10 protein-coding genes are annotated in these 14267 nt (G+C 66.4%); all 10 read right to left on the reverse strand.

All coding sequences use genetic code 11. From position 1 onward, the window contains the following. Positions 1-12: 12 nt before the first annotated feature. Positions 13-1245, reverse strand: coding sequence for an allantoate amidohydrolase (locus ACO06X_RS03710; RefSeq protein ID WP_421838650.1), 1233 nt, complete (start codon positions 1243-1245; stop codon positions 13-15). Continuing rightward, a complete protein-coding gene (locus ACO06X_RS03715) occupies positions 1239-2822 on the reverse strand; it encodes a gamma-glutamyltransferase family protein (RefSeq protein WP_421838651.1) in 1584 nt (527 codons plus the stop codon). Before ACO06X_RS03715 ends, ACO06X_RS03710 begins: the two co-directional genes overlap by 7 nt. Further along, on the reverse strand, positions 2822-3748 hold the full coding sequence (locus ACO06X_RS03720) for a 5'-methylthioadenosine/S-adenosylhomocysteine nucleosidase (RefSeq protein ID WP_421838652.1): 927 nt from the start codon (positions 3746-3748) through the stop codon (positions 2822-2824). Before ACO06X_RS03720 ends, ACO06X_RS03715 begins: the two co-directional genes overlap by 1 nt. Beyond that, complete coding sequence (locus ACO06X_RS03725; protein ID WP_421838653.1) at positions 3745-5091, reverse strand: NCS2 family permease; 1347 nt, start codon at positions 5089-5091, stop codon at positions 3745-3747. Before ACO06X_RS03725 ends, ACO06X_RS03720 begins: the two co-directional genes overlap by 4 nt. Beyond that, positions 5088-6422 (reverse strand): AtzE family amidohydrolase, encoded by a 1335-nt coding sequence (locus ACO06X_RS03730; protein ID WP_421838654.1) that lies wholly within the window; start codon positions 6420-6422, stop codon positions 5088-5090. Before ACO06X_RS03730 ends, ACO06X_RS03725 begins: the two co-directional genes overlap by 4 nt. Continuing rightward, a complete protein-coding gene (locus ACO06X_RS03735) occupies positions 6419-7573 on the reverse strand; it encodes a bile acid:sodium symporter family protein (RefSeq protein ID WP_421838655.1) in 1155 nt (384 codons plus the stop codon). Before ACO06X_RS03735 ends, ACO06X_RS03730 begins: the two co-directional genes overlap by 4 nt. A gap of 92 nt (positions 7574-7665) precedes the next feature. Further along, positions 7666-9069, reverse strand: coding sequence for a uracil-xanthine permease family protein (locus tag ACO06X_RS03740; RefSeq protein WP_421838656.1), 1404 nt, complete (start codon positions 9067-9069; stop codon positions 7666-7668). A gap of 13 nt (positions 9070-9082) precedes the next feature. After that, positions 9083-10444, reverse strand: a complete 1362-nt coding sequence (locus tag ACO06X_RS03745) for an 8-oxoguanine deaminase (protein ID WP_421838657.1) — start codon at positions 10442-10444, stop codon at positions 9083-9085. Positions 10445-10456: 12 nt separating this feature from the next. Continuing rightward, positions 10457-11569 (reverse strand): purine nucleoside permease, encoded by a 1113-nt coding sequence (locus tag ACO06X_RS03750; RefSeq protein ID WP_421838658.1) that lies wholly within the window; start codon positions 11567-11569, stop codon positions 10457-10459. Between the two features lie 73 nt (positions 11570-11642). Continuing rightward, on the reverse strand, positions 11643-14054 hold the full coding sequence (locus tag ACO06X_RS03755) for a TonB-dependent siderophore receptor (protein ID WP_421838659.1): 2412 nt from the start codon (positions 14052-14054) through the stop codon (positions 11643-11645). Positions 14055-14267: the final 213 nt, after the last annotated feature.

Consider the following 14267-nt stretch of genomic DNA (forward strand, 5'->3'; position numbering starts at 1 on the left):
AACAAGGTGGGATCAAGCGGGTTCAAGTTTCGCTCCCAATCTCTTGATAAAGCCGGACATCACCTTAAGCGCCGCTTCGGCGTCCGCAGGCTCGACATGTTCGGCCGGGTTGTGGCTCACGCCGCCGCGGCAGCGCAGAAACAGCATGGCGGTGGGGCAGAGCGCGGCCATGATCATGGCATCGTGCCCTGCGCCTGAAACGAGGCGGAAGGGCCTCTGCCCCGCCGCCACGGTGGCTTCCTCTAGCAGGTCCATCAGCGCCGGATCACAGGGGCTTGCTGGCAAGTCATGCACTTGCCGCACCGAAAGGCCGAGGTCACGCCGCCCGGCAATGTCGCGGAACCGGCGCAGAACCTCATCGGCTGCCCGGTCGCGCACGCCGGCATCACCGGCGCGCACATCGAGCGTGAACCGGCTGCGCCCCGCAATCACATTGGCCGCGCCCGAAGGCACCTCGACCACGCCCACCGTAGCGACAAGATCGGGCGGCCCCGCCGTCGCCACAGCTTCGGCGGCGAGCACCATCTCGGCCATTCCCGCCACCGCATCGCGGCGCAGGCCCATTGCGGTCGTCCCGGCATGGCCTGCAGTCCCCGACAGCCCGATCTCGAAGCGCAGCTGCGCCGCAATCCCGGTCACCGTGCCCAGCGCCAGCCCTTCGGCCTCCAGCACCGGCCCCTGCTCGATATGCGCTTCCAGATAGGCCAGCACCTCACCCGGCGCGCGCGCCACCGAAGGATAAGCCGCCAGGTCAACGAGATCACCCAGCCGCACCCCGTCGCGGTCCGTCACATCCAGCGCCGCCGGATCGAGCGTGCCCGCCACCGCGCGGCTGGTCAGCATCGCGGCGGGAAAGCGGCTGCCTTCCTCGTCGCCGAACGCATAGACTTCGACCGCGAACGGAAGTTGCGTACCGCTTGAGGAAAGCGCAGCAACTGCTTCAATTCCCAGCATTATCCCAAGCGGCCCGTCATAAGCCCCGGCGTTGCGAACGCTGTCGATATGGCTGCCGATCACCAGCGCCGGAGCATGCGCCACGCGGCCCTCGTAGCGCCCGATCAGGTTTGCGGCGGCATCCCTGCGGACGGTCATTCCGGCCTCTGCCATCCATTCGGCAACCCGCTCCTGCGTCGCGCCGTAGGCGGGCGAAAGATACGTGCGCGTCAGCCCCTCGACGCTGTCGCTGTAGGGCGGCAGCGCCAGCGCCTCGCAACGCGCCACAGCTCTGAAGCCGCCGGTTACCATGCCTTTACCCCGCCATCGCTGCGCGGATCGGTCGCCCCATCGAACCGCCCGTCCGCATGGCGCACAATCGCCCCGGCGTGCCCCATCGTCGCTGTCAGCGGCCCGACGCGCTCAACCGCATGCCCCGCCGCTTCCAACGCCGCGTAGAGGTCCGGCGCAAAGCCATCCTCCAGCTTGAGCGTGGTCGATTGATCCCCCCAGGTCCGCCCGAGTAGCCAGCGCGGCGCGCTGATCGCCGCCTGCAAGTCCGTCCCGAACCGCGTGTAGCGGGTGAACAGTGCCGCCTGCGTCTGCGGCTGCCCTTCCCCGCCCATCGTGCCAAAGGCCATCACGCGCCCATCTTCGAAGCGCGCCAGAGCGGGATTGAGCGTGTGGAAGGGCTTGCGATAGGATTTCAGCGCATTCCAGCCGTCCTCAGCCAGCCGGAAACTGCTCCCCCGATTCTGCCAGGTGATCCCCGTTTTCGGCAGCACGAGGCCCGAGCCGAACTCGAAATAAGTCGACTGGATCGCGCTCACTACGCGGCCCTCAGCGTCCGCTGCGCCGAACCAGCAGGTATCCCCCCACTGCGGCGGCTGCGGCCATTGCAGGGCCTTTGCGGGATCAATCCGCGCCGCCAAGGCATCCAGCGCCGCCGAATCGTCAAGCAGCGCCTGCCAGTCAAACCCGTCAAAAGCCGGATCACCCATGTGCCTGTCGCGCAGCAGAAACGCCTGCTTGGTCGCCTCGACCAGCCCATGCACGTGATCGAACCCATCGGCAGCGCCAGCCGCCAGCCGGTCAAACAGCGCCAGAATCAAAAGCGAAGCCGCCCCCTGCGTCGGCGGCGCGCTGTTCCAGAGCTGCGCATCCCGGATCCGCGTCGTCAGCGGCTCGGCCCGCGTCGCCGCATGGGCCGCCAGATCGGCCGCTGAAATCGGGCTACCCAGTGCCTCCAGATCCGCCGCGATGTCCTCTGCCAACGGGCCGCTGTAGAAGCTTTCCAGCCCATCCTCGCATAGCCGCCGCAAGGTTTCCGCCAGCACCGGCTGGCGCAGAGCATCGCCCGCCTGCAAGGGCCGCCCCTCAGGCTCGAAGGTCGCCGCATAGGCCCCCGGCTGCGCGCGCAGTTCCGGCCCCTTGGCCGCCGCAATTGCCGCCTGCCCCGCCGTCACCGCCACGCCTGCCTCGGCGTGGCCGATCGCATCACGCAGCAACCGCTCCAGCGGAAGCGAACCGCCCGCTGATCCCAGCGCCGCCGCCCAGCCGGAAATCGTCCCCGCCACCGTGTTCGCCGCCAGCGGCCCGCGAAACGGCACCGCCTCCAGCCCGGCATACATCTCGAGCGAAACCGCCCCCGCCGCCCCGCCGCAGCCATGGATACCATGCACCGCGCCGTCCGGCTCGTGGATCACCCAGAAGCCATCCCCGCCGATCCCGGTCATATGCGGATAGACCACCGCGAGGCACGCCGCGACCGCAACGGTCGCTTCCACCGCATTGCCGCCGTCCTGCAGCACGGACAGCCCCGCCTCCGCCGCCAGCCAATGCGGCGCGGTGACAATGCCGTGACAGCCCGAGACGGTTGTGAGCGCCATCAATCCGCCAGCGCCGCTACAAACGCGCGCACCACATGCGCCGAATTGGCCGAGGCGAGATGCTCGAAGGTGTACTCCATGTTCTTGTGCTGGTCCCCGCCCGCAAGATCGGACAGGCTGCGGAACACGATGGCCGGCACGCCGTTGCTCATCGCCACCTGCATCACCGCAGCGCTTTCCATATCGAGCACCCGCGCTTTCCACGCGCGCTGGAGGTAGATGCGGAACGCGGCATTGTCGGCATAGATGCCTGCCGTCACCCCCGTCCCGCCGACCTGAATCTTGGGCATGCGCGGCAGGCACAGCGCCGAACCGGGGCGCATCTTGTCAGATGGCGGCACGCAGCGCTCCAGCGTGATCGTGGGCACCACCTTCTTCGCAAGCGCCAGCAGGTCCGCATCTACCGGAATGCGGTAAACCCGCTGCATCTTCGCGTCCTTGCTGGTGATCAGCGTCCCGCGCGGGAAGATGAAGTTCCAGTTCGCAGGCGATTCCGGGTGGCCCTCGTCAGGCGGCATCCACCCGCGCTTGGTCTTCCGCGCGAAGGAACCCTCCAGGTACTGCCCCCAGTTCTCCGGCACCACGACATCGCCGATGGAGAGCGCTGGATCGACTCCGCCCGCGATCCCCGAAAACACGATCCGCTTCACATTGAACCGGTCGAGCACGATCTGCGTGCTCATCGCGGCGTTCACCACGCTGACCCCGCTCTGCATCAGCACGACCGGCTTGCCTTCCAGCGTGCCGGTCAGGAACGTGCTGCCGTTGATCGTGTGCTCCTTGGCATCCTTGATCGTCGGCACGAGCGAATGCCACTCGGGATAGAACGCCGTCATCACCACCGTGCGGGGGGTGTCATCCAGCTTCTGGGCAAATGCGGGCGAGGCAAGCAGCGCGGCCCATACGAGGAAAATCAAACGGATCATGCGGCAGCCATCCAGGCAAAGCGCGCCACGAACAGCGCGGCGAGCGTGTAGAGAAACCAGTCCTTGAAGCCGGCCTCGCCCTTGATGAGCTTGAGGAAGGCGTGTGCGGTGATGCCGAAGGCAAGGCCATTGGCGATCGAGAACGTCAGCGGGATCATCGCCACGGTGAGGAAGGCCGGGATCGCCGCCATCGGGTCTTCCCAGTCCACCTCGGTCAGCGGCAGCAGCATCAGCCCGCCGACCACGACGAGCGCGGGCGCGGTCGCCGCCAGCGGCACGAGCTGCGCATAAGGAGCAACGAACATGGTCGCGAAGAACAAAAGCCCGCAAACCACCGCCGTCAGGCCCGTGCGCCCGCCCGCCTGCACGCCTGCGGCGCTCTCGACATAGCTGGTGACGGTCGAAGTGCCCGCCACAGCGCCCACCATGGTCGCCACGGCATCGGTCATCAGGATGCGGTTGAGGCCCGGGATCTTGCCCGCCGCATCCATCAGTCCGGCGCGCTTGGTCACCGCCACCAAGGTGCCGATATTGTCGAACAGATCGACGAAAAGGAACACGAACAGGATCTCGAGCAGCCCCAGCCCGGCCTTGCCCGAAAGGCCAAACACGCCCGGAATGTCGAGCTTGAACGCGGTGCCCGTCAGCGCCGCAAGGCTATAGGGTTCGGTCGGCGCATGAACTTGCCCCATGACCCAGCCCGCCAGCGTCGTCAGCACGATGCCGATCAGCATGGCCGCGCGCACGTTCCACACGCTCAGCGTGCCGATGATCACAAGGCCGAACAGCGCAAGCGCCGGCCCCGGCTGCGTCACGCTGCCCAGCGCCACGAAGGTCGCCGGATTGGCCACGACGATGCCCGCATCCTTCAGCCCGATAAAGCCGATGAACAGCCCGATGCCCCCCGCCACCGCCGCAAACAGATGCTGCGGAATAACCGAGACGATCAGCTGCCGCACCCCGGTCAGCGTGAGGATCAGGAACGCCACGCCCGAAATGAACACGCAGCCCAGCGCCACAGGCCAGGGCACGCCCATCTGCTGCACCACGGTGAAGCTGAAATAGGCGTTGAGCCCCATGCCCGGCGCCAGCGCCAGCGGCGTGTTCGCCACCATGCCCATCAGGATCGAGGCAAAGGCTGCGGCAAAGCACGTCGCCGCCGCCACCGAAGCCACCGGCAGCCCCGCCTGCCCCAGGATCGCCGGATTGACGAGCACGATATAGGCCATGGTGAGAAACGTGGTGAAGCCCGCCAGCACTTCGGTGCGCACATCGGTGCCCCGCGCGCTCATCTGGAACTGGCGCTCGAGCATCCCCTGCTCGGCTGCCACTGCATCGCTCATGTCATTTCCCCCGCAAACGCGCTTTCCGGCATGGTCACGCCGGTCAAACCTCTGTCTTCAAGCTCTGTCGCCAGCCGCAACAGGGCGCCCTCGCCGCCCCGCTTGCCGATCAATTGCAGCCCGAGCGGCAGCATTCCGGGCCGCTTCAGCGGCACCGCCAGCACCGGCAGCGCGGTAAACGTGATCGGCTGCGTGTGGATGCCAAGGTTCGCGCGCGCCGGGCTCGGTTCGCCATCGATCAGGATCACCGGATCATCAATGAGCGGCGCGGCGCAGGGCGCAGATGGCGCCAGCAGAACATCGTAGCTCGCAGCAAGCGCCTCGATCCGCGCGACATATTCGGCGCGAAACGCCAGCGCTCGTTCGTAAAGCGCATCCGGCAGCAAGGCTCCCGCGATCAGCCGGTCGCGCACCGCCGGATCGTAGGTAAACGGATCGGCGGCCAGCGCATCCCGGTGGAGACGCCCGCCCTCAAAAGCCGTGATGACAAAGGCCGCGCTGCGCGCCCGCGCCACATCGGGCAATTCGATCAATGGCGCGTCCGGTGCAATCGCATCGATGGCGGCGAGCTGCACCGGATCGGCATTCTCGCGAAACCGCCCGCCCAGCCGCGCGATCCTCGGCGCCGTGGCAGACGGCGAAACTGCACCGCCCCGCAGCACAGCCCACACCAGCGCCAGGTCCTCAAGGCTCGCGGCGAACGGCCCGATCTCGTCAAAGCTCTCGGCAAACGGGAAGGTCCCCTCAAGCGGCAGATCACCCCGCGCGGGCCTCAGGCCATAGAGCCCGCAGAGGCTCGCGGGCACGCGCACCGATCCATTGGTGTCCGATCCCAGCGCCAGCGGAACCAGCCCCGCCGCCACCGCTGCCGCCGATCCGCCCGAAGAGCCGCCCGCCAGCCGCGCCGGATCATGCGGATTGCGCGTGGTGCCATAGTCCGCGTTCACCGTGGCAAAGCCATAGGCAAAGGCATCCATGTTGAGCGTCGCACACAGCACCGCGCCCGCTGCGTTCAGCCTACGGATCGCCTCGGCATCGGCGCTCGCCGCAGGACCCCTGGCGCGCGCCGCAGAGCCCGCCGTCGTCGGCAGGCCCGCCACGTCGAACAAGTCCTTCACCGCAAATGGCACGCCGGCCAGCGGTCCCGCATCCTCGCCGCGCGCGATCCGGGCATCGATCGCCGCCGCCTCTCCCATGGCGCGCTCGGCCAGCACCCACGTTACCGCGACATGCCGGTCCGCTTTCAGGGCATCGAGCGCAAGCGAAGTTACCGATACCGCGCTCTCGCGCCCCGCGCGCACGGCGGCAGCAATGTCGCTTGCCGTCCTCACGCGCCGCCCTCGCCCAGCGCAACGCGCGCATGCTGCGTCAGCAAGGCGAGGTTGCTGCTAACCCCCGCGCGGCACTCCTCCGGCACCGGCAGGCCGATCTCCCCCGCACGTGCCAGCATCGCCGCCTCATCCTGCGGCGGCAGCGCTGCGACAGCCGCGGCGGCAGCCAGCGCCTCGCCCTCACGCCGCCAGCGCCCCGCCAGCCAGGCGCAGACGAAGAGCTGCAACTGGTGGAAGACCATCAGCGGCAGAATCACGATGCCTACTTGCGCCGGGGCAAACAGCGCGCCCGCCATCGGTACGCCCGAAACAAGGCTCTTCTTGGAACCGCAAAACAGCAGCACGATGGTATCCTCGCGGCTGAAGCCTGCCGCACGCGCAACCACACCGTTCACCGCGATCACGATGGCCAGCATCGCCGCCGAGGCGGCCAGCAGCACCGCCAGATCAAACAGCCCGACGCGGAGCCACACCCCGTTCACCACCGCCGCGCTGAACGCCGAATAGACCACCAGCAGCACCGAGGAACGGTCAACCGGCTGCAGCAGCTTTTTGTGCGTATCCACCCACTTGCCGATCACCGGCCGCAGCAGATGCCCCACCACAAACGGCAGCAACAGCTGCGTGGCGATCTTCTGCGCCGAACCGAGGCCGTCCATGCTGCCGCCGAAGCCGCCATTCGAATGAATGAACACAGTCACCAGCAGCGGGGTCAGCACCACCCCGATCAGGTTGGAGAGCGAAGCGCTACACACCGCCGCCGCCACATTGCCGCCCGCCATCGCGGTCATCGCGATCGAGCTCTGCACGGTCGAGGGCAGCAGCGCGAGGAACAGCAGCCCCATCGCCAGGGTCGGGTCGATCAGCCGCCCCGTCACCGCCTGCGCCGCCAAACCCAGCACTGGAAACAGCACGAACGTGAAGGCCAGCGTCATCAGGTGCAGGCGCCAGTGCCCGACCCCCGCCAGCACCGCCTCGCGCGAAAGCTTGGCGCCGTGGAGGAAAAACAGCAGCACGATCGCGGCATTGGCGGCAAAGTCGAAACCGGTCAGCACCGCGCCGCGCGCCGGCAGCACGCTCGCCGCCACGACGCAGCCCACCAGCCACATCAGGAACGGATCGACCGTGGGAAGTTTGATGCGCGCTGCCATGGTGCCGCCCCTATGCCGCGCCGACCCCTACCGATCCAACGCAATGAACCGGACGGTTTGTTGCAAAAAAGAGAGCGCTCGTCACCATGTGCTCACCCCCCATCCCCGGCGAGAACTACGCCTTGCGGCTCCTCGTCATCGGCAGTCTCGTCGGGCAGCAGCAGATTGAGCAGGATCGCCAGCACCGCCGCCGGCAGCACGCCGGAAGAGAGCAGCATCCGCGCCGTCTCGGGCAGATGCGCCAGCGCCGTCGGCTCCAGTTGCAGGCCGAGCGCGAGCGACAGGCTCACCCCGAACACCAGCATGTTGCGCTGGTTCCAGGTCACCCCCGCCAGCATCGAAAGCGCGGCCGAGGCGACCATGCCGAACATCACGATCACCCCGCCGCCCAGCACCTCGATGGGGATCGTGGTGATCACCGCACCGATCTTGGGCACCAGTCCGCACACGATCAGGAACAGCGCGCCCAAGGTCACGACATGGCGGCTCATCATGCCGGTAATCGCAATCAGGCCCACGTTCTGGCTGAAGGTCGTGTTGGGCAGCGCACCGAAGATTGCTGCGAGCGCCGTGCCCGCCCCATCCGCCGCCACCGCGCCCTTGAGCTCGGCATCGGTCGCGGGCCGACCCGCCGTCCCTTCGCAGATCGCCTCGACATCGCCGATGGATTCGATGGAGGAGACAAACCCCGTCAGCACGAAGCCCAGCACCGCCGAGGCCGAAAGCGCAAAGCCGAAATGGAACGGCTGCGGCACCATTACCAGCGGCGCTGCCCCCACGGCTTCGAACGAAATCCGCCCCATCGCCAGCGCCACCAGATAGCCCGCAAGCAGCCCCAGCAGCACCGATGCCGTCGACCACAGCCCGCGCGCGAAGAACTTGAGGCCGAGTGTCGCGAAAACGACAACGCCTGCCAGCAGCCAGCTGCTCCCCGCGCCGAACGCGGGTGTGCCCACCGCCGGCACGCCGCCAGCGGAATACTGCACCCCGATCCGCATGAGCGAGAGCCCGATCATCAGCACCACCAGCCCGGTGATCAGCGGCGGAAGCGCAAACCGCACGCGGCCCACGAACACACTCAAGGCCCCATGCACCAGCCCGCCGATCAGCGCCGCCGTGGTCAATTCCGCCATCGCGCCCACGCCGCGGCCCGCCACGATCGGGATCATCACCGGGATGAACGCAAAGCTCGTCCCCTGCACCAGTGGTAGCCGCGCGCCCACGGGACCAAAGCCGACGGTCTGCATCAGGGTCGCGATCCCGGCGAAGAGCATCGCCATCTGGATCATGTAGATCAGCTGCGAAGGATCCGCCGAACCGAACCCGAAGCCCGCCGCACCTGCGACAATGATCGGCGGCGTCAGGTTGGAAACAAACATCGCCAGAACGTGCTGGATGCCCAGGGGAAGCGCGAGGGCCATGCCGGGAAAGAAATCCGGATCACGGGCCTGCGCGCGGCTGACCGAGTTGGGCAATCTTCCGGCAGTGGGGGGCACGGCAGGCAGTCTCCTATCCGGTGGCGATGAGCCGGTCGAGCGAGCGGCGGGCTGCGCCCAGAATGGAGCTGCGCGGCGTCTGCACAAGGTCTCCGCCGCGCACGACCGCGCGGCCTTCCACAAACAGGTCCCGCACACCGGAAGGCGGCGCAAGAATGAGCCCGGCGACCAGATCCCACGCCCCGGTCGAGGCTACCTCGGCCATGTCCCACACAGCAACGTCGGCGCGCATGCCCGGCTTCAGCTGGCCCAGATCAGGCCGCCCGAGTACCGCTGCGCCGCCGCGTGTCGCCAGCTTAAGCGCCTCGCGTGCGGCAAATGCTGTCGCGCCGTGCGTCACCCGCTGGAGCAGCAAGGCCTGCCGCGCCTCGCCCAGCAGGTTAGCGGTGTCATTCGAGGCCGAGCCATCGACTCCCAGCCCCACCGGCACCCCGGCATCGACCATCGCCCGCACCGGCGCGACGCCTGAACCCAGCCGGCAGTTCGATCCGGGGCAATGCGCCACCCCGGTCTTGGTCCGCGCAAAGAGGTCAATCTCTTTCGCATCGAGCTGCACGCAGTGCGCATGCCACACGTCAGGCCCGGTCCAGCCGAGTTCCTCGGCATATTGCCCCGGCCGGCAGCCGAATCGCTCCAGACTGAACGCCACATCGTCGGCATCTTCGGCGAGATGGGTATGCAGCATCACGCCCTTGTCACGTGCCAGCAGCGCCGCATCGCGCATAAGCTCGCGGCTCACCGAAAACGGCGAGCACGGCGCCACACCCACACGCACCATCGCGCCGTCTGCCGCATCGTGGAACCGGTCGATCACGCGGATGCAGTCCGCCAGAATCGCATCCTCGTGCTCGACAAGACTGTCCGGCGGCAGGCCCCCGGCGCTTTCCCCCACGCTCATGCTGCCCCGCGTCGCATGGAAGCGCACACCGATCCCGGCGGCGGCATGGATCGTATCATCCAGCGTCACGCCATTGGGAAACAGGTACAGATGATCCGAGCTGAGCGAGCAACCCGAAAGCGCCAGCTCCGCCAGCCCCAGTTGCGTCGCGGCAAACACGTCGTCCGGCGTATAGCGCGCCCAGATCGGATAGAGCCGCTTGAGCCAGCCGAACAACGAAGCCTCGGTTGCGCCGGGCACCGCGCGGGTCAGCGTCTGGTAGAGATGGTGGTGGGTGTTGATCAGCCCCGGCGTCACCACGCAGCCCGCCGCCTCGACAATCTCGTCGGCATGCCCGGCCAGCGGCGCCAGTTCGGCGGTCGTCCCCACCGCGAGGACAACACCATCACGCATGGCCACCGCGCCGCCCGCAATCTCGCTCCCCGCGTCATCCATCGCCGCCACCACGGCCGCATTGCGGATCAGCGTCAGGGTCATGTCAGCAGCCGCTCATTTCGGCGGGCTCTTTCCATAGCGATCCCAGTGACCCACGATCTCGTCGACCACCTTGCCCCCCACGATGTACAGGCTTTCCAGCGCCGCAGTCATTCCGGCGTAGCCCTGATTCTCGCTGAGGAGATACGTCGCCGCGTCCAAGCCCGGCGGCGGCATCGTGAAATTGCTGCCCGCGCGCAGCACCAACACACGGTCACGGTCCGCCCGGCCGACCTTGGTGAGATATTCGATAGACTGGAACGTGCCCGTTTCCTCCATCGCGGAGGTGACGAATTCGCCTTTCCCGCGCGTCCAGAACCGGGTCCAGTCATTGGCCCACTGCGTCATCTTCGCGCCGTGCCAGAAGGTCATGGCCGCAAGGTTGTCGCCCTTCAGCACGAACGGCGGCTTCTGCGCATTGGGATAGCCCTTGAACGCCTTGCGGGCCTCGGCAATCCGGGCATCATCGGGCAGCGCCGTGTCTTTCGTCAGCGCATAAGCCCAGTCCTGCAGCGCGGGATTGAGCTCGAACATCTCGCCGTTCACCGGATCAAGCGGGGCCTTGTCCATCGGCCCCTTGCTGTGGAGCGCAAAGTAGCCGCTCGACCAGCCTTTCGGAATTTCGCGCGCATCGATCTCGTGCGCGATATCGCCGTCGATCAGATAGCGCGCCCAGGCGGCCGAACCGACCGAGGCATCCTCCGGATCGATCCCGGCGATCCCCGCCACCAGCCAATAGGCTTTGGACAGGTCAAGCCGATCATCCAGCCCCAGCGCCAGCGCCGCCGTGGCCGATTTGATCGAACCCATGCCGGTCACGATGGCCAGTACGCCGGTTTCGGGATCATAGGCGAGATCGTGCCACCCTTGCGGGAACGGCAGCGTTTCGATGAGGTGGCGGCGTTCTTTCCAGAGCTGGAACTCGCCCGGCTTGTCACCGCTATCCGCGCCGATCTCGAACATGGTGACGACCACCACCCGCACCGGCAGTTTGGCCGCGCAAGGCCGCGCCGGGGCGCAAGCCTTGACCGCAGCAAGCGTCGCGGCAGCGGCCACTGGCGCGGCGGAAACAGCGGCCGGTGCCAGCAAGGCGGCGGCAAGGAACGCAAGACGCGCAAGCAGGCGCATGGGTTTGATCACCCTGAAATCATGTCAGAAAAGTTGCGAGGGACGGCGCTGCCGCCCCTCGCCCATGGCCTCGTCAGAACTTGTAGACGACCGAAGCCTGCCAGTTGCGCGGACGCTCGGGCAGGGCAATCGTTGCGCCGAACAGTTCGGTGAAGTTGGCGCGGAAGTACGAGGCGTTGGTCGCGTTCTTCACCACCGCGCGGAACAGCCACGGACCGGTGGTGTACGATGCGCTCACATCAACCAGCGTGTAGGCCGGCAGCCGGACCGTCTGCGACTGGCCCGAGAACACCGATGGCACGTGCGAAATGCTGCCCGCGAAGGCCAGACCATTGTCGAACGAGTAGGTCGCGGTTGCCGAGTACAGGTCTTCCGGAATACCCGCGCGGCGCGAGGCATTGCGGTTGGGGATCGGCACGAGGCCGATCGGCTGGCCGCCGAGGTACAGCGCCGGGTTCAGGCCCTTCAGATCCTCGATGCCGAAGAAGCTGAACAGCACGCCGTCGCCGATCGCGGTCAGGTTCTCGACCTTGGTCTTGGTGTAGTTGGCCGAAAGCAGGAAGTGCTTGTCGACCGACCAGCGCAGTTCCGCCTCGATACCCTTGGTCTGCACCGCCTGGTTGGTCACGATCGCCTGCGAATTGCGATCCGTGCGGGTCTGCTTGTAGACCGAGACCGCCGCATAGAGCCGGTTGTTCAGGAAGCTGCCCTTGATGCCGCCTTCATAGAGCTTCGAGGCGCTGATGAACGCGCCCGAAAGCGCGTCAGCGGTCGTGATTTCCGCGCCCTGCCCGGCGATGATCGTCGATTGGCGCGAAATGGTGACATAGGGGATCAGCCCGAGGGGCAACTTGTAGTTGGCGCTGGCCGACCACGACCAGCCACCCTTCGAGTTCTTCGCCGAGCCTGCACTGGTGGGATCCTCCAGCTTCGAAGCCAGATCCGCCGTCGTGACCTTGACGTGATCGTAGCGGGCACCGAGCGTGACATCGAGGCCGAAGTTGAAATCGAGGTTGGCCAGACCGGCAAAGCCGAGATCGGTGTAGTGACCGACGTTATAGCTGGTGTAGTTGCAGTCACACTCGGTCGAAAGCAGACGATCCGAGAGCGCGTTATATCCCACAGTCAGGTCGACGCGGTTGAAATACTCATAGTTGAAATCGTCACCATGCCGGAAGTTGGTGTAACGGATGGACGGCGATACTTCGAGCGAGAACTTGCCGATATCGGTCTTGAACACCTTCGAGACCACGATGCGATCTTCGATCACGTAAGACTTGTGGAACTGCGAGAAGCCGTACTGGTTCTCGTTCTCGTTTTTGTAGCCATCATAGAACAGCTGGTTCTTGATCTCGAGGTCATTGCCCGCATCGAAGATGAGATCGAGATACGCGGTCTTGGCGACGTTGTTGAGCTTGTCGTCCTCGGCGGTCAGCGTGTTGCGCCGGTCCAGCTTGGCCGTACCCACGCCGGTCAGACCGGAATCGGGATAAAGCGTGGCGAGACAGTTGTTGTTCAGGCCGCCGAACGGGTTGGCAAACGGCGGGCTGGAGCAGAACGCGCTGCCAAACGGATTGAGCCCAAAGCCGCCGTTGGCCACTTTGGCTTCGGCATGCGAAATCTGGCCGTCACCGTTGGTGTCCAGCGGCTTGGCCGCGCCAGTGATGTAATTGCCGTTGTCGACGAGGTCCTGCGTCAGGCGGTTCCAGCCGCCGTTCTGCTGGCCCTTGTAGTTGTGGTACATACCGCCGAACTCAAGCCGCAGGTTGGGCGCAAGATCGGTATCGAAAGCGGCCTGCAGGATCGACTGGCGCGTCGACATGTTGCGATAGTAGCTGCCCGAATCCTCGATCTGGCCATAGAGGCTGAAGCCGAATTCCTGGCCGCCGATCTTGCCCGGGCCGCGCACCTGGGCGCTCAGCACGTTGCGCGCCCAGCTGCCGCTCGTGTAGGAAATCTGGCCCTCGGGATTGTCGAGGAACTTGCCGCCCGCCGCGCGCGCGGTCAGCGGCACGAAGTTCATGTAGCCGCCGGTCTTCGACGGGCCATAGATCGGCGAGGCGGGGCCGCGCACGATGTCGATGCGGTCCGAAGCGCCGATCGGGGTCGGGTAGTTGCCGGGGTTGTCGAGGCGGCGGATCCCGCGGAAATAGACTTCGCCGGGGGTGCCGCGAATGTCGAGAGCGCCGCCGACGCCGAAGAACGAGTTGGTGAACACGCCCGGCGATTGCGACACGAGGTCATAAATCTCGGTGATGCCGAAACGCTCGATCTGCTCCTTGGAGACGGTCGAGGCCGAACGCGGGGTTTCAACGAGGTTCTTGTCGAAACCGAAGATCGAGCCGACGTCCTTCACCGGCAGCGCGTTCAGCGAGCCTACGACGACGATTTCTTCCTTGGCGGGCGGCTCATCGGCGGGGGCTTCCTGCGCGAAGGCGGGCGCGGTCAGCGCGGTGCAACCAAGAAGCGCAACAAGACCTTTCACAAGGCTGCGCGGCGCAAAAACTTGCGCGGAACTATTCGGGTAGAGCATCGAGAAACCCCCTGGGACGCAAAAGGCGCACCGCCTTCACTCGCCGTGAAGGCCGCAATGCGCGTGGTTGAAACCGCGCCTCTCCCGCAAACCATCGGGCGTCTGTCCCACCGTCATGCCGCTGATCGCGGCATCCCCGAAGCTGGGCGCGCCCGTTTTTCTTAT

It is taken from the genome of Novosphingobium sp. (assembly GCF_965229225.1).
GTDB lineage: Bacteria > Pseudomonadota > Alphaproteobacteria > Sphingomonadales > Sphingomonadaceae > Novosphingobium.